Origin of the sequence: Mucilaginibacter flavus (assembly GCF_030409315.1) — a bacterium.
GTDB lineage: Bacteria > Bacteroidota > Bacteroidia > Sphingobacteriales > Sphingobacteriaceae > Mucilaginibacter > Mucilaginibacter flavus.
This window is the reverse complement of record NZ_JAUFPS010000028.1, coordinates 266775-283302: the sequence shown is the minus strand read 5'-3', so window position 1 is coordinate 283302 and position 16528 is coordinate 266775. Positions and strand designations below refer to the sequence as shown.

Below are 16528 nucleotides of genomic sequence, written 5' to 3'. Positions count from 1 at the left end.
GTGATTAAGCATCACTAATATATAAATCAATTAACCGCTTAACAAGTATATATTTGTGGTGTTATCGTATCAAAGGCTTTGTTTTGGCGTTATTGATACGCTTTAATACCAAGTAAACCTTTGCAGGCTTAACAGAAAAAACAAAAAGCGATGAAACATCAGCAATACAATAACAAGGCAATAAAAAACATATTTTTTTTATTTGCCTTTTGCGCTTTGGCACATTTACCGGCTTTGGCTCAAAATGTGAGGGTTGCCGCGGCTGCCAACCTGCAAACGGTAATTGAGGTTTTGCAAAAAGATTTTAAACAAAAAACGGGCATTACTATCGATCCTGTTGTTGGTTCATCGGGCAAGCTGGTAGCACAGATCAGCAACGGCGCGCCCTTTGATGTGTTCCTTTCGGCAGATATGAGTTTCCCTGATGCTTTATTTAAAAATGGCTTCGCCCTGCAAAAGCCGGTGGTGTATGCCAAAGGCAGTTTAATTATCTGCAGCTCGCAAGATATCGGCTTTAATAACTGGGAGCGGCTTTTGTTAACGGCAAGGGTTAAAAAGATAGCTATAGCCAACCCCTCCATCGCCCCTTATGGTAAAGCAGCCGAAGAGGTTTTGCAGCGTAAGGGTATTTTGGATGATGTAAAATCAAAAATAGTATATGGCGAAAGCATATCGCAGGTTAACACTTACATAAGCACCGGTGTGGCCGATGTTGGCTTTACCACCCAGGCGTTTATCAAAGAGGCCGCGGGCAAAACGCAGTTGTTTTACAAAATTATTGATCCAAAAGATTACTCCCCTATTTTACAAGGCATGGTGATATTAAAACACAGCGCCGGCAATCCCGTTGCTGAAAAGTTTTACCGGTACATTTTAAGCCCCGCTGCAAAAAGTATTTTTGAAAGCTATGGCTACCGTGTACAATAAGCGTTATTTTTGTTAATGGACCTATCGCCCATTTGGCTCACCTTAAAATTAGCAGGCATCACTACGGCTATGCTAATTGTTATTGGCGTTCCGTTTGCCTGGTGGCTTTCGCGGGGTAAAACATTTTTTAAAATCATTATTGAGGCTATTATTACCATGCCATTGGTGCTGCCACCATCGGTGTTGGGTTTTTATTTATTGCTGGCATTTAGTCCGCAGCACGGCATTGGTAAATGGCTGCATGATAGTTTCGATGTGCAGTTTGTATTTTCGTTCCAGGGGTTGGTTTTGGCATCGGTAATTTACAGCATGCCTTTTATGGTTGGGCCGGTAAAATCGGCATTGCAACAATTGCCTGCTTCATTAGCCGAAGCATCGTATACATTAGGTAAAAGCCCATGGCAAACGTTTAAAAGCGTGCTGCTGCCCAATATTAAACCATCTTTATTAACGGCCATTGTGCTTACTTTTGCACATACCTTAGGCGAGTTTGGTGTGGTGCTGATGATAGGCGGCAATATCCCGGGCGTAACCAGGGTTGCCTCTATAGCGGTTTATGATTCGGTAGAAAAAATGGATTATGCTTCGGCCAATAATTATTCGCTTATTTTGTTTTCCATTACGTTTGTACTGGTGATATCGGTTTTTGTATTTAATAAATATCAAGCCAAAAGCCCCTTAGGATGATCAGCATAAACATTGAAAAAAAGCTTAAAGCCTATCAAGGCCAACAGGTGCTGAAGGTTAATCATCAGTTTGCCGCAGGTAGCGTAACCAAAATATACGGGCCATCCGGCTCGGGGAAAACTACTTTTTTGAAAGTGATAGCGGGCTTAACAATCCCCGAAAAGGGAAGAATAGTTGCTGCCGGGACTACCTGGTTTGATGCGGGAACTAAAATCAACATCCCAACGCAGCAAAGGAATATCGGTTTTGTGTTTCAGCAATACGCGCTGTTCCCTAACATGACCGTGAGGCAACACCTGGAATACGCTACCACTGATGAACTTTGGGTAAAACGCTTATTGGTATTGGGCAAATTGGATACACTGGAAACCCACAAACCAGAATACCTATCTGGCGGGCAGCAACAGCGTTTAGCCATATTAAGAGCGCTGGCCACCAAACCCAAATTGCTGTTGATGGATGAACCTTTCTCGGCCCTCGACCCAAAAATGAAAACCGAATTGATAGCCGGACTGAAAATAGTTTTGAAACAGTTAGGCACCACCACCATTATAGTAAGCCATAATCCACAAGAGCTGGATGGCTGGGCTGCCGATGAATTGGTATTTGAATAATTATTGCACCGGTTTTAAAGCTTTGTACTCCCGGTACCAGTCGCGATAGCCTGTGCTGGCCAGTACCAACAGGATGATGTATAAAATTGCGGTAACGTACAGGCCTTTGTAAATGTACAGCGGTATGTAGCAAATATCAACAAATACCCAAAGCGCCCAGTTTTGAAGAATTTTACGGGTCATGAGCAGTTGCGCCATAAAACTTACCGAGGTGCAAAAACCATCGATGTAAGGCACCTTACTTGGTGTGAGTTTTTGAAGGAACAAACCAAGCAATGCCGCCAGGACCAACGTAGCCAATATTATTAGGCTATACTCTTTAAAATTCAGGCTAATAACCGGCTTTTCCTGCCGCTCTTTTTTACGGAGCCAAAAGTACCAGCCATAAATCCCCGTGCCCAGGAAGTAGATTTGCAACCCGGCATCGCCAAACAACCCGTTTTCAAAAAAAACAATGAGGTAAGCCAGTACACTGATAATACCAATTAACCAGTTCCAGATATTTTGCCTGGCGGCCAGGTACACGCAACCAATACCAGTTACAGCGCCAAGCCATTCCAGGTAACTGGTTTGCTTAATTTCCCGGATGATGTGACTGCCAATGGAGAGGACTTGCATTTACCTTCAAATATATAAAAGGAAAGTCAGGAGGCAATGCCCGGGGGCCTTTGCATAACCCGCAAATTAAACCTTTTATCAATTTATACCTCTGTTACTAATACATTGATAGCCATTGGTAAAAAAAATAAAAAACTAAATGAGCTTAAATGGGTTGGGCATATGGCTATAATACCAATGCCTCAATTGGTTTGTACAGCTTGTTTTATTTATTACATTTGGTAAGGTTTATGAGAAATTATTTGAAAATACGTTTGGCTGTTGCCTGCGCCTTTTTGTTTGTTTTTATACTGAATTGCACTACCGTTCGCGCGCAAAAGTTAGAGAAGGCTCCTTTTTACAAGGCCATGGCTTCTGATAATATCGACGAAATAAACCAGGAACTTACTGTTTTGGCCGATGCCGGCAATAATGGTTATGAGGGTGCTTTGTTGATGAAAAAGGCAAGCCTGGCCGGTAAACCCAAAGATAAGTTAGCCTTCTTTAAAGCCGGCAGAATTAAATTGGAAACCGCCCTGCTTGCCGAACCCGAAAACACCGATCTGCATTTTTTACGTTTGGTGATACAGGAAAAAGCGCCTAAAATTGTGCATTACAAGGCTGATATTGAAAAAGATAAAGAGCTGGTAGTAAAAAACTTTAAAACCCTATCGCCGGTTGTGCAGCGGGCTATTGTTGATTATAGCAAAACATCAAAAGTTTTGAAGGCCGAAGACCTAAACTAAACCGCAATGAGCAAAAAAGTTTTAGCCATTTACTACACCCAATCGGGCCAGATGGGCGAAATCATTGATTCGCTTACGCAGCCCATAATTGATGCCGGTTATTTGGTAGAGAAGGTGGCCATTAAAATGGTGAACAGCTATAACTTCCCATGGAAAGGTTCAACCTTTTTTAGTGTGATGCCAGATTGTGTACTCAGCGTGCCTGCCGAGATCCAACCTTTTACGCTCAAAGAATCTAAATACGATTTGATTATCATTGGCTATCAACCCTGGTTTTTATCGCCAAGTATCCCTTCAAACTCCCTTATCAATCATCCCGACCTGGTTAAAGTATTGGCGGGTACACCCGTGGTAACCATTAGCGCGGCACGCAACATGTGGCTCAATGCTTTTGAGCGTTTCCGTAAATCGATACAAAATACCAGCGCAAAATTAGTTGGTAATATTGCGTTGGTCGACAGGCATTTGAATCCCATAAGTTTTATCACCATTTTTTACTGGATGCTAACGGGTAAAAAAGAGCGTTATTTGAATATATTCCCTAAGCCGGGTATTGATGAGCAGGAAATTATTGACGTTGCTAAATTTGGCCGCACTATAACCGGCCACATGGAGCTGAATTACTGGGATAGCCTGCAGGATGCATTTATGAACCAAAATGCCGTAAACATTAACTACCCCCTGATGTTTATAGAAGGAAAAGCTAAAATCATTTTCGCGGTATGGGCCAAAATTATTGCCAAACGCAAAAATAAGGCACCATGGATAGCGGCATTTAAATATTATCTTTTTGTTGCCCTGTTTGTGGGAGCGCCTATCCTGCTTATACTGGATATGATTTTTATAAAACCATTTTTTGGCCAACGGATTGAGGCTAAAAAGAATTATTATTTACAACTAAATTAACATCTGCATGTCTTTTAACGAGGTTTATATAAACACCACATCTGCTTTTTTGCCTAACGAGCCTGTTGCAAGTGATGACATGGAGCTGTACCTGGGTTATATCGACAACAAACCCTCCAAATCAAAAAAGATTGTTTTGAGGAATAATGGGATCAAAACCAGGTACTACGCGTTAGATAAAAACCATAAAGCTACCCACACCAACGCGCAAATGACTGCCTTGGCTGTTAAAGAATTGTTTAAAAACACTTCGGCAAAAATTGAGGATACAGATTTGCTATCATGCGGTACTTCATCACCAGATCAGATGATGCCAAGCCACGGGGTAATGGCGCATGGCTGGCTGCCAGAAACCGGCGCTATTGAAGTAGTATCGCCGGCCGGTGTTTGCTGCGCGGGTATGCATGCTTTAAAATATGCGTACATGGCCATCAAATCGGGCGAAGCCAAACAAGCGGTTGCTACCGGGTCTGAAAGGTTTTCGGGCCTGTTGGTATCTGATGTGTTTGAAGAAGAAGCGCAAAAACTCAAGGAACTTACCGAGAACCCGTACATCGCATTTCATAAGGATTTTTTAAGGTGGATGCTGTCCGACGGTGCATCGGCATTTTTAATGACCGATAAACCTAACGAAACCGGCATCAGCTTACGGTTAGATTGGATTGAAGGTGTATCCTACGCCAATGAAATGGATGCCTGTATGTATATGGGCGCCGAAAAGCAGCCGGATGGTAGCCTGAAAGGCTTTATGGATTTTACGCCAGAGGAGGTGATGAATAAATCTATCTTCAGCGTAAAACAGGATATCAGCTTGCTAAGCGATAATATTGTACCGCTGGGTGGACAAAAGATAAAAGAGATTTTTGAACGACGCGGTTTGGGCGTTAATGATATCGATCATTTTTTACCCCACATCAGCAGCGACTTTTTCCGCCCGAAGATCTATGAAATGATTGAGATCTATGGTGGCGGTATCCCTTACGAAAAATGGTTTATGAACCTATATACCGTGGGTAACGTTGGCGCGGCTTCGGTTTATTTAATGATCAACGAATTATTCCATAGCGGCAAACTAAAAGTTGGCGAAAAGATTTTGTTGTTGGTGCCCGAAAGCTCCAGATTCTCTTACATGTATGCCATGCTTACGGTTGTTTAAGGCTTATAAACCATGAAACAGGAAAACGTACCCCAGGATTTAAGTTCGCTTGGTAAAATCACAAAAGAAGTTTGCTACGCAACCGATAGCACGGGTAAATACGTAACTACTTTAAGCGATGGCTGGGATGTAAAAATCACGGCGCTTGATGTGGCCTGGGAAGAAATACAGGGCCGCATTGCGCAGGCAAAACAAAAGGTTTTGAACGGCGAGGCCAGTCCGTTGCTGTTTTTTATGGAATTGCGGTTAATGGATACAAGTATTGTTGCAGATTATACGGGTTTTTGGAAATGGCAGATTAAGCGCCACCTGAAACCCGATGTATTTAATAAATTATCAGAAAAAGATTTAAAAAAATATGCCGAAGCCTTTAATGTAAAGGTTGCCGAGCTAAAAAGTATGGATGTGCATGAAGATTGATTTTGAACACGGACAAGCTGCACATTGCGAATCGGGCGTTACCAGTAATTTATTAAAAAAGATATCGAACGGAAAAATTACCGAGCCACTGGCTTTTGGTATTGGTGCCGGACTGTTTTTTGTATACGTACCGCTGATAAAAATAAACAACGGACCGGCCATAGCATTTCGCTCGATGCCGGGTTTTATATTTAACCGTACCTGCAAATCGCTGGGCATACCAGTGGTTCAAAAAAAATTCAGCTCAAAAGAAAAAGCTGAAGCGGCTTTAATGGAGAGCCTGGAAGCCGGGCAACCTGTTGGCGCGCAGGTAGGAGTGTATTATTTATCATATTTCCCTAAAGAGTACAGGTTTCACTTCAATGCCCACAATTTGATTGTTTTTGGCAAAGAAGACGATAATTACCTCATTAGCGATCCTATTATGGAACACGCTACTACTTTAACAAGCTATGAGCTGGAGCGCGTCCGCTTTGCTAAAGGTGCCTTGGCACCAAAAGGGCAATTGTATTATCCTGGCAATCAAAAGCAAATCACCGACTATCAGATAAGGCAGGCTATTAAAAGCGGCATCAAAAAGAATGCTTTTAATATGATCTCTATCCCCGGCCCTTTCGCGGGTGTAAGCGGGATAAGATACACCGGCCGAAAAATCAAAGCCTGGCGCGATAAACTCGGACTAAAAACCGCTGGCTTGTACCTTGCCCAACTGGTTCGCATGCAGGAAGAAATTGGCACCGGCGGTGGTGGTTTCAGGTATATCTACGCTGCCTTTTTGCAGCAGGCTAATGATTACCTACCTAATGCCGATTTGTTAAAAGCATCCGAAATGTTTACCCAAAGTGGCGACTTATGGCGTACAGCAGCCGTGCAGGCCGCAGGCATATACAAAGGCCGCATTGGCAGCCAGGAAGATTTTAATGTAATGGGCGATTACCTGTTACAAATTGCCGAAATTGAAAAGAAAGCATTTACCATCCTCAAAAATATTAAATGGTAACCAACACGTCCCTCGCGGTAAATATCGAAAACCTTGGTTTTCATTATCCCGGTAATTCGGGGGTTACTTATCATGATCTTAATTTAAAGATTGCTGAGGGCGAGCGTTTTGGATTATTCGGACCAAACGGTGCAGGTAAAACCACCCTCATGAACCTTATGACGGGGCTGTTGATTGCAGATACCGGCAGTATTGAGCTATTGGGCCATAAAATCGGCACAAAAAGCAAAACGGTAAATAAACTGTTTGGCTTTGTACCACAGGATTTTTCCTTTTATCAGGAACTAAGCCCAATTGAAAATTTACAATTTTTTGGAGCCTGGTACGGGTTAAACCGTAAACAAATAGCCCAACGCTCTGAAGAGTTATTGGAGATTTTAGGCCTGACTGAAGTAAGTCATAAAGCGGTCGAAAATTTTTCGGGCGGAATGAAACGCCGGGTTAACCTGGCTATCGGCGTTATCCACAACCCCAAGATACTATTTTTAGATGAACCTACAGTTGGGGTAGATGTACAAACCCGCCATGCCATTATCGACTACTTAAAACAACTCAATAATAACGGCACAACACTTATTTATACATCGCATCAGCTAAGCGAAGCCGAGGGTTTATGCGAGCAGATTGCCCTGGTTGATAAAGGTGAAATTGTACGGGAAGGTAAATTGGATAACCTGTTGGAAGAGTACGGTCACCAGGATTTGGAGGAGCTGTTTTTAAACTTAACCGGGAAGGAGTACCGCAACTGATGTTTAAGCTCCGGGCCTCTATCATTAAAGATGTAAGAATTTTGCTGCGCGATAAGGTGGGCATTTCGCTCATGTTTATTATGCCGGTGATATTGGTTATTGTGGTAACCAGCATCCAGAACAGCACTTTTCAGCTCATGAATAAAAACAAGCTTACCGTAGTAGTTTGTAATAAAGATGCCGGAAAACTGAGCACACAACTGATAGCCACCATCAATAAAATTGGAATGTTTAAGGTAGCGCAGGTACCCGGCAATCAAAACCCGCAGCAAATTGCCGATGGGATGCACACCAATGATGCCATGCTGGCCATCACCATCCCGGCAGATTTTACGCAGAAGATTGAAGCCAAGGCCAAAGGCTCATCAAACAAAGCCCTGAAAAGTTTTGGTTTGCAGGCCGATTCGGCTAAAGAGGTTAAACTTTCGGCAGCTACGCCGCTTACGTTGTATTATAACCCGTCAATCCCCGAGTCTATCCGCTTTTCGGTAAACGGGGCTTTGGGCAGTGCCTTGCAAATTGTTGAGAGCCGGGAAACTCTGCGTACCCTGTACTTTGCCATCAATGAAAAGGAAATGCCTGCAGCGTTAGAAAACGAAATGCTGAACGGCAAAGCAGCTATTAACCAGGTACCCGTCTCAAAAAACGGTAGTAACAAAGCGCCGAACGCCACTCAACATAATGTGCCGGCATGGACAATCTTCGCCATGTTTTTCATCATCATGTCATTAAGTGGTAGCGTGGTGCGCGAAAAAGTAAGCGGTAGTTTTATCAGGCTAAAAACATTGCCCACCAATTTTGCGGTAGGCCTGCTATCAAAGCAAATCACCTATTTATGTGTTACATTGTTCCAGGCATTGGTGATATTTTCTTTGGGGTTATGGTTTTTTCCGTATATTAATTTGCCAGCGCTTAATTTACCTGCCGATATTTTGGGGCTGGTAGTAGTAACCATAGCGGTTGGCTATTGCGCGGTAAGTTATGCCATATGCGTGGGCGTATTTGCACATACGCAGGAGCAGGCCAACGGTTTTGGGGCGGTATCCATTGTGATATTATCGGCCATTGGTGGTTTAATGGTACCATCATTTGCCATGCCGGGGGCTTTAAAAACAATAAGCGCCTTATCACCGTTGCACTGGTGCATTGAGGCATATTACGGTTTGTTTTTGGAGGGTGCGGGGTTAAAAGACGTGGTGATCAGCATCGTCCCGTTAATTGGTATTACGCTGGTTTTCCAGGCACTTACCTACGTAGGTTTAAAAAGAAAAAATTTAATATAGATAAAGATGGAAACAGCAGAATTAAAAGAGAAGTTAAAAGTTCAGATCATTCAATTTCTAAACTTAACTGATCTTACCCCGGCAGATATTAAAGACGATGAGCCATTGTTTGGCGACGGTCTGGGCCTTGATTCCATCGATTCACTGGAACTTATTGTTTTGCTGAAACGCGAATACGGCATCAACATACAAGACCCTAAAGAAGGCCGTAAAGTGTTGGTTGATGTAAACACCATGGCCGAATACATAAAAGCAAACGGGCAAAAATAAAAAGCTGCAAAATTGAACAGGATTGTTGTAACCGGGATGGGGGTGATCAGTGCTATTGGGCACTCGGTACAAGAAAACCATGCCGCGTTGGTAAGTGGTAAAACCGGGATCATTAAAGGCGGGGGCAATTTCCCATCGCGCTATGCCGGTTTGCTGCCTTTTGGCGAAGTGTTGATTAACACCGATGAACTTAAAATCAAACTTAACGTTACACAACCCGGCGTAACCCGTACCACGCTGCTTGCGTTACACGCGTTTAATGAAGCCATTGCCGATGCCGGCCTTACCGTTGATGAATTATCAGCACATGATACCGCCCTTGTTGGGGCCACAACCGTTGGCGGCATGTGCCTTACCGACGAACTGTATGCCAACACCCACGGCGATACCGAAAATATTGAATACGTAAAATCATTTGATTACGCATCGGTAAACCTGTTTATTCAAAACAGGTATAACATAACCGGCGTAGTTAATACCATGAACACGGCTTGCTCCTCATCGGCCAACGCCATTATGTACGGTTGCAGGCTCATTAAGACTGGGCTTGCCAGCCGGGTAATTGTTGGCGGTGCCGATAGCCTGGCCAAATTCACCGTTAATGGCTTTAATGCCCTGCGCATCCTTTCGGATGAGGCTTGTACACCTTTTGATCAAAACCGCAAAGGTTTAAATTTAGGCGAAGGCGCGGCATTCCTGGTATTGGAAAAGGAAAGCGATGCTGCGGGCAAAAAGATTTACGCGCAGGTAAGCGGCTATGGCAATGCCAATGACGCTTACCATCCGTCATCCTTATCACCAGAAGGCGATGGCCCATACCTGGCCATGAAAAGCGCGTTGGATAGTGCGGGATTAAAACCGGCGGATATAGATTTTATAAACGCTCATGGTACCGGTACCGAAAATAACGATGAGGTAGAAAGCCGGGCCATGTTAAACCTGTTTGGCACGCTGCCAAATTTTGCATCAACCAAAGGCTTCACCGGGCATACCCTCGGGGCGGCCAGCGCAATTGAGGCGGTATACAGTGTGTTAAATATTGATAGGCAGGAATTATACCCCAACCTTAATTTTAGCCAACCAATCGCGGATATCGGGCTGCAGCCCGTATTGGACCATCGGCCGGCAGCTATTACCCACGTAATGTCAAATTCATTTGGTTTTGGAGGTAACTGCACATCCTTAGTATTTTCGAAGCCATGATGTTCTATATCCATAAAGCCGCCTGTATATCGCCCCAGCAAACCTTTGGCGATATTGATATTGAGCAGCTTCATCTTTCTGTGGATAATAAGCTTTATGCCATTGAACCAAAATACCCGCACTTTAACGGCAACGCATTACGGCGCATGAGCAAAAGTACCCGCATGGGTTCGGGTGCTGCATTACCGTTATTAGCCGATGAGGCTAAACCCGATGGCATTATCATTGGCACCCAGGTAAGCGGCATGGAAGAGAATGGCAAATTTCTGAACCAGATTATCGAATATAATGAAGATATGCTTACGCCCGGCAGCTTTGTACAGGGAACGCCCAATACCATATCATCCCAAATAGCGCTCATCAACAATAATAAAAACTATAACCTAACCCACGTACACCGGGGCCTGGCCTTTGAAAATGCGGTTATAGATGCAGCCATGCTGATTAACGAAAACCCCGGCCATACCTATCTTTTGGGCGGCGTTGATGAAATATCGGCAAATAATTATACGCTTGATACGCTGGGCGGCTGGTTCAAAAAAGAAGCCTGCCAAAATGATGAGCTTTACAATTCAACCACCAATGGGAGTTTATCGGGCGAGGGCGCTACCATGTTTACCGTTAGCGGCAGCAAAACAGGAGCACTTGCTAAACTTACCGCTATAACCACCATACATAGCACAGACACCGTGATTGTACGGGAGCGGATTAAAAGCTTTATATCCCAAAACCTGCCTAATGGCGAAAAGATAGACCTGCTGCTCAGCGGCGAAAATGGAGATGCGCGTACATTGCCCTTTTACCTGGCATGTGAAACCTTACTGGATAACCAGGTACCGGTTGCCCGGTTTAAACACATGTGCGGCGAGTATCCGACAGCATCATCGTTCGCGCTTTGGCTGGCCAGTAATTTTTTAGGTAATGGGTTAAACGTTCCGCAGCATATGCTTAAAAAGCAAGGCGATTTTAATGGGGTGAAGAATATCCTCATTTATAATACCCACAAAATGGGGCAGCATAGCTGTGTGCTGGTGAGCTTGGTAGAATAGCCGCTCTTATAAACACTGATTGGCAAAGCTTTGGCTAAAGCCCTTTAATCACCTATTCACATGAACCGTTGGCTGAAGCCCAACGGCAATGAATGAAAAACAAAACCAAACGATTCAAAATTCATTGTCGTCCCATTTATGGAACGGAAGAACAGCACCCAACAAGATGGCTTTAGCCAAACTTTGTGGGATAAGTTTTAAACAGTTTTTTGGGTAAGCATAACAGAATAACGTCCGATCAATTTTTAGCCCGATAAGCAAACTCCCTATCTACTTTTTCTCGCCAAAAATTCTTCTTGATAATTTTTTAAGGATGCGGATACTGGGTGTATGGTAAACCCTTGAGTTAGGCGGCAGGCTTTTGGTGAGCCAAACGTTGCCGCCAATTACGCTGTTATGGCCAATAACGGTTTCGCCACCAAGAATGGTGGCTCCGGAGTAAATCACTACATTATCTTCTACTGTAGGGTGGCGTTTGGTAAAGGCCATGCTTTTATCTACACTTAAGGCACCTAAGGTTACGCCCTGGTACAATTTAACATGCGCTCCGATATGGCAGCTTTCGCCAATTACAATGCCCGTACCATGGTCGATATAAAAATATTCGCCTATAACAGCCGCCGGGTGAATGTCGATACCTGTTTTAGAATGCGCGAACTCCGTAAGGATACGAGGGATGAGTGGGACATCGCTTATGTACAAATGATGGGCAAGCCGGTAAAGCGATATCGCAAAAAAACCAGGATAGGTACGAATGACCTCAAACTCGCTGCGCGCGGCCGGGTCGCCATTAAAAATAGCCTGGATATCGGTATTAAGTACCTGGTAAAGCTTTGGCAAATTCTCAAAAAAACCGGCAGCCCGTTTCTTATTATCACAATCGCTGCAGGCTTTGGTGGCCTCCATAATGCTATGAAGTTCGGCCTCCAGCAAAACAAACTCAGCTTTTAACTCCTCAACGGTGGCAAACATTTTAGCTGTTTGTTCGGGATATAATAAATGAATAACCCGCAGCGCCCACCTGGTGATCTCCTTGTTTGAGGGCACATATTCCAAATTTTGCTGTTTGGCAAATATATTCTCGTAAAAATCTTGACTCATGTTTTATAAGGGTTGTTTAGGATAAACAACTGTATATAATGCAAGTTTATACAAAAGAATGTTGTTAGCATGTAAAAACAACTACTTAATTGATAGATATGCTAATTAAGGGATACATTGATAATCCAGCTATTAGTGATGCAGCCTGATAAACACACCCAAAAACAAGTAACCAGAATTGTATTTTAAAGGCGAATAATAGCTTGAACGCAGCTTATTGATGCCCTGGCCAAAGTTTGAGCTATCGTAACCTAATTCGAGCCCAAGGGTGCCAATGTCAAAAGGTGTACTGAGGCTTACCATAGGAGCAAAAGCTACAGAATAGCCGCCGTTTACAACATTCCGCTCTAATCGAAAACGGTAATCATCATGTTGGGTACTATATTCTTTTACAATACCATAGCCCCAGTTATAACCCATCTTTAGCGAAAACCCGACAGAAAACTGCACATCGCTTTGCGGATTAAAAGTATAATGAGGGCCTACAGCAAGGCCGGTGTACAGGGTTGTTCCTTCAAAGCGCTTATTGCTGTCAAAATAATAATTGTAGTTCATAAAGTCGGCAAATGCGGTAACGTCGTATCCAAAATGATTGCCGGGGATCATTTGCCATAGCCTATATTTAAACCAAAGGAATCTTTGTTAGGATCGTCATCGGCCAGGTTGGCTGTAGCCTGCATACTTCGCAGCCTGATCACCAAATTATTTGATTGCGCATAGCCGCGTATTGAACAGCACAGTAAAATAATGAAAACTAAACTTGCAGGGCGTTTCATGAGTAATTGTGTAAGGTGAAAAAGATGGTAAATCAATTTAGGTTGATAGCGGTTCGTAACAATATGACTGTATTTCACCTATGGGGTTTAATTAAACCATTGTATTTAATATTAGTCTTTGGTTTTGGTGTAGCTAATACACTATATTTACATTAACCAATCATAAAACACCAATCATAATCAATTATTAAACTCAGAGCTATGATTACCAGACGTTCATTTATAAAAACTTCGGCGGTTTTATCTGCCGGACTTTTGGCTGCACCTAATTTGTTTGCATACGACAAAAAGTTAATAGGCCTGCAATTATACACCGTACGTGATGCTATGGCTAAAGATCCTGTAGCAGCTTTAGAAAAAGTGGCCAAAATAGGTTATAACTCAGTAGAGGGCGCTACCTACACCGGCAGCGAATTATTTTACGGCATGAATGCCAAGGGCTTTGCCAGCGCGCTTAAACAAGCCGGCTTAATGATGCCAAGTGCCCACTACCGCTTAGGCCAGGAGCAGGTTAACGGAGCATCACAAATGGGGACCATTCTTAACGACTGGAAAAAAGCCGTTGACGATGCCGCCTCCGTAGGTTTAAAATACATGGTTTGCGCTTACCTGTCGCAGGCAGAACGTGGCGACCTTGACCATTACAAAAAAGTAGCCGATATGTTAACTGTAGCTGGCCAAACCTGTAAACAGGCGGGTATTCAGCTTTGTTACCACAACCACGATTTTGAATTTATACAGGATAACGGCCAGTACCCGTACGAAATATTATTGAACGATACCGATGCCGACCTGGTGAAAATGGAAATGGATCTTTATTGGATGAACAAAGCAGGACAAGACCCTATCGCATTTTTTAACAAATACCCGGGCCGTTTCCCATTATTCCACATGAAGGATATGGATAAAACACCCGAAAAGAAATTTACCGAAGTAGGCAATGGCGTTATCGACTTTAAAAAGATCCTTGCCGAATCGAAAAAAGCAGGTATGAAATACTTTTTTGTTGAGCAGGATATTTGCCCCGGCGATCCTTTTGACAGCATCACCAAAAGCATTACTTATATCAAAAAGAACCTGGTATAAAAACTTTGTTACATGCTTAATATACAGCCATCACTTTAAAACAAAGTGGTGGCTTTTTTATTTTATCAGCAATTAAATCGCTGGCTGCCACAAATCTCGTACGTTATGGAAATGAACACCACTATGCTTAAATACCTCATCATACTGCTGGGCGCATCGTTCCTGTTTTCGTGCGCGGCACAGGCACAAACCGGCAAAGAACTATTAACCGGCGATAACGCGCCATCGTTCTCCCTGCTTGATCAAAACGGCAAGGAATTTAAAACTGCCGACTATGTGGGCAAAAAAGTATTGGTAATCTATTTTTATCCCAAAGATGAAAGCATGGTTTGCACCAAAGAGGCCTGCGCCTTTAGAGATAGTTTCGATCAGTTTACCAAAGCGGGCGCTATGGTTATTGGTATAAACGGCGGCACGGTTGCCAGCCACAAAGGCTTTGCCGATCATTATAAACTTCCATTTACGCTACTGAGCGACCCAGACAACAAGGTTTACAATATGTTTGGCATCCATAAGAAGTTTTTCATGACAGGTCGCGAAACTTTTGTGGTTGACCTGAAAGGCAAAATAGTTTACACCCACGAAGCCATGATGCAGGGTAAAGAACATGCCGACGATGCCCTGAAATTCATCACCGCGGCCAAATCCAAATAAACAGTCGTCGGCAATGATCAACTTTTTAAAAGTTCTTTTCAGCATTGTTTTTGTATGGATGTGTTACGTTGTGATAACGACCAGCTTAAACAGCAACTTGTTTACCAACTGGGACTACCTGGGTGGCATCCCCTGGATGCGGGCTACCCTTTGGGATTTTTATGCCAATGTACTCGTAATATTTGTTTGGGTTTGCTACAAAGAAAAAAGTATCTTCATTAAGATTTTATGGCTGATATTATTGTTTGCCCTGGGTAGTATTGCCAGTTGCGCTTTTGTACTCATTCAATTATTCCGGCTTAAACCGGGCGAAGGTTTAAAAGAATTATTTGGTAAAAAACATGGGGAATAGTTCGCTTTTATGTTTGGTTATTTATAGCCTGCTGGCTTGCTGCATTATTATGGTGCTGGTATGGCTTTGGGCGTATAAGATAAAAAACGCCGGGGTGGTTGATATCTTTTGGAGTTACAATTTCCCGGTTATCGCCATCATCCTGTTTTTATTAGCTCCAGGCTATCACGATAGAAAGATGCTCATTTGCGCTATGGTAGTTATAGCTGGCGTACGTTTGGGAACGCACCTGGCTACCCGCATCATCAGGCATCTGGATGAAGAGGAAGGCCGTTACCAGCAACTGCGCAAGGAATGGGCACCCATTGCCGAAAAGAAATTCTTTTTCTTCTTCCAGTTCCAGGCTATATCCAATGTATTATTGGCTATTCCGTTTTTCATTGTTTGCCTAAATACAAAAGAAGTATTATCGCCATTTGAATATGCCGGATTTATACTATGGTTCATCAGCGTAACCGGCGAAGCCATCGCCGACAGGCAACTGGCCTTCTTTAAAAAAGATGCTGCCAATAAGGGTAAAATATGCCAAACAGGATTGTGGTATTACTCGCGCCATCCTAATTACTTTTTTGAATGGCTCATGTGGCTTTCTTATTTCATTTTCGCGTTAGGTTCGCCGTATGGTTATCTGGCGATAATCAGTCCGGCAATTATTCTATACCTGTTATTAAAAGTTACCGGCATCCCCGCCACCGAAGAACAATCCCTACGCTCAAAAGGCGCGGCATTTAAAGCGTACCAGGCCAGCACCAGTGTGTTTGTGCCCTGGTTTAAAAAGAAGAGGTAGGATAAAATTACCCGCTTTATTGTGCGATTTATATGGCCGCAATAGTTTACTCCTCAACTTTTAAAAAGAGCGGATTGTGCGATTCCTTCCTCGGGGAAGGGGAGTTAGGGGCTAAATCAGCTGCCGTTCAGCATCCATTGGTTTTATCGCTTGTAGATTGTCCCT

The 16528-nt window shown here is 43.3% G+C and carries 21 protein-coding genes; 17 read left to right on the top strand and 4 right to left on the bottom strand.

The features are described from left to right. Positions 1-150: 150 nt before the first annotated feature. From modA to QWZ17_RS12495, 3 genes are read left to right on the top strand one after another with little or no spacing between them, the layout of a single operon-like run. Positions 151-927, top strand: coding sequence for a molybdate ABC transporter substrate-binding protein (gene modA / locus QWZ17_RS12505; RefSeq protein ID WP_290305554.1), 777 nt, complete (start codon positions 151-153; stop codon positions 925-927). Between the two features lie 15 nt (positions 928-942). Next, entirely contained in the window at positions 943-1614 is a 672-nt protein-coding gene (gene modB, locus QWZ17_RS12500) for a molybdate ABC transporter permease subunit (RefSeq protein WP_290305553.1), read from the top strand. Further along, a complete protein-coding gene (locus QWZ17_RS12495; protein WP_290305552.1) occupies positions 1611-2228 on the top strand; it encodes an ATP-binding cassette domain-containing protein in 618 nt (205 codons plus the stop codon). Before modB ends, QWZ17_RS12495 begins: the two co-directional genes overlap by 4 nt. On the opposite strand, the gene pnuC is transcribed toward QWZ17_RS12495, so the two are convergent. Then, complete coding sequence (gene pnuC, locus QWZ17_RS12490; protein ID WP_290305551.1) at positions 2229-2846, bottom strand: nicotinamide riboside transporter PnuC; 618 nt, start codon at positions 2844-2846, stop codon at positions 2229-2231. A 230-nt stretch (positions 2847-3076) separates the two neighbouring features. On the opposite strand from pnuC, the gene QWZ17_RS12485 reads away from it, so the two are divergent. Genes QWZ17_RS12485 through QWZ17_RS12440 form a run of 10 tightly spaced genes read left to right on the top strand, consistent with a single transcriptional unit; the run spans position 3077 to position 11607 of the window. Beyond that, positions 3077-3571 carry a hypothetical protein gene (locus tag QWZ17_RS12485; protein ID WP_290305550.1) on the top strand — a complete coding sequence of 165 codons (495 nt, stop codon included), beginning with the start codon at positions 3077-3079 and terminating at the stop codon, positions 3569-3571. Between the two features lie 6 nt (positions 3572-3577). Next, positions 3578-4477, top strand: a complete 900-nt coding sequence (locus tag QWZ17_RS12480) for a hypothetical protein (RefSeq protein WP_290305549.1) — start codon at positions 3578-3580, stop codon at positions 4475-4477. Positions 4478-4484: 7 nt separating this feature from the next. Further along, positions 4485-5633, top strand: a complete 1149-nt coding sequence (gene darB / locus QWZ17_RS12475; protein ID WP_290305548.1) for a dialkylresorcinol biosynthesis protein DarB — start codon at positions 4485-4487, stop codon at positions 5631-5633. A gap of 12 nt (positions 5634-5645) precedes the next feature. Continuing rightward, positions 5646-6053: a flexirubin biosynthesis protein DarG gene (DarG, locus tag QWZ17_RS12470; protein ID WP_290305547.1), complete on the top strand. Its 408-nt coding sequence runs from the start codon at positions 5646-5648 to the stop codon at positions 6051-6053. After that, entirely contained in the window at positions 6043-7053 is a 1011-nt protein-coding gene (gene darH, locus QWZ17_RS12465; RefSeq protein WP_290305546.1) for a BtrH-related acyltransferase DarH, read from the top strand. Before DarG ends, darH begins: the two co-directional genes overlap by 11 nt. Next, positions 7047-7802: an ABC transporter ATP-binding protein gene (locus tag QWZ17_RS12460; RefSeq protein WP_290305545.1), complete on the top strand. Its 756-nt coding sequence runs from the start codon at positions 7047-7049 to the stop codon at positions 7800-7802. Before darH ends, QWZ17_RS12460 begins: the two co-directional genes overlap by 7 nt. Then, complete coding sequence (locus QWZ17_RS12455; protein ID WP_290305544.1) at positions 7802-9085, top strand: ABC transporter permease; 1284 nt, start codon at positions 7802-7804, stop codon at positions 9083-9085. The genes QWZ17_RS12460 and QWZ17_RS12455 overlap by 1 nt, the downstream gene beginning before the upstream one ends. 6 nt (positions 9086-9091) lie before the next feature. Then, a complete protein-coding gene (locus QWZ17_RS12450) occupies positions 9092-9355 on the top strand; it encodes a phosphopantetheine-binding protein (RefSeq protein WP_290305543.1) in 264 nt (87 codons plus the stop codon). Positions 9356-9367: 12 nt separating this feature from the next. Beyond that, positions 9368-10558, top strand: coding sequence for a beta-ketoacyl-[acyl-carrier-protein] synthase family protein (locus tag QWZ17_RS12445; RefSeq protein WP_290305542.1), 1191 nt, complete (start codon positions 9368-9370; stop codon positions 10556-10558). Further along, entirely contained in the window at positions 10555-11607 is a 1053-nt protein-coding gene (locus QWZ17_RS12440; protein ID WP_290305541.1) for a beta-ketoacyl-[acyl-carrier-protein] synthase family protein, read from the top strand. Before QWZ17_RS12445 ends, QWZ17_RS12440 begins: the two co-directional genes overlap by 4 nt. A 270-nt stretch (positions 11608-11877) precedes the next feature. Here QWZ17_RS12440 and epsC read toward each other — a convergent pair whose 3' ends face one another. The 3 genes from epsC to QWZ17_RS12425 form a co-directional block, all read right to left on the bottom strand. Continuing rightward, positions 11878-12708, bottom strand: coding sequence for a serine O-acetyltransferase EpsC (epsC, locus tag QWZ17_RS12435; protein WP_290305540.1), 831 nt, complete (start codon positions 12706-12708; stop codon positions 11878-11880). Between the two features lie 132 nt (positions 12709-12840). Beyond that, positions 12841-13314 carry a hypothetical protein gene (locus QWZ17_RS12430; protein ID WP_290305539.1) on the bottom strand — a complete coding sequence of 158 codons (474 nt, stop codon included), beginning with the start codon at positions 13312-13314 and terminating at the stop codon, positions 12841-12843. Then, a complete protein-coding gene (locus tag QWZ17_RS12425; protein WP_290305538.1) occupies positions 13311-13484 on the bottom strand; it encodes a hypothetical protein in 174 nt (57 codons plus the stop codon). Before QWZ17_RS12425 ends, QWZ17_RS12430 begins: the two co-directional genes overlap by 4 nt. A gap of 201 nt (positions 13485-13685) precedes the next feature. Here QWZ17_RS12425 and QWZ17_RS12420 point away from each other — a divergent pair, with 201 nt between their 5' ends. Genes QWZ17_RS12420 through QWZ17_RS12405 form a run of 4 tightly spaced genes read left to right on the top strand, consistent with a single transcriptional unit; the run spans position 13686 to position 16363 of the window. Beyond that, positions 13686-14570 (top strand): TIM barrel protein, encoded by an 885-nt coding sequence (locus QWZ17_RS12420; RefSeq protein WP_290305537.1) that lies wholly within the window; start codon positions 13686-13688, stop codon positions 14568-14570. 48 nt (positions 14571-14618) lie between these two features. Continuing rightward, positions 14619-15224, top strand: coding sequence for a peroxiredoxin (locus QWZ17_RS12415; protein ID WP_290305536.1), 606 nt, complete (start codon positions 14619-14621; stop codon positions 15222-15224). Positions 15225-15237: 13 nt separating this feature from the next. Then, positions 15238-15576, top strand: a complete 339-nt coding sequence (locus QWZ17_RS12410) for a DUF1475 family protein (RefSeq protein WP_290305535.1) — start codon at positions 15238-15240, stop codon at positions 15574-15576. Then, positions 15566-16363: a DUF1295 domain-containing protein gene (locus tag QWZ17_RS12405; protein ID WP_290305534.1), complete on the top strand. Its 798-nt coding sequence runs from the start codon at positions 15566-15568 to the stop codon at positions 16361-16363. The genes QWZ17_RS12410 and QWZ17_RS12405 overlap by 11 nt, the downstream gene beginning before the upstream one ends. The last annotated feature ends 165 nt before the right edge of the window (positions 16364-16528 follow it).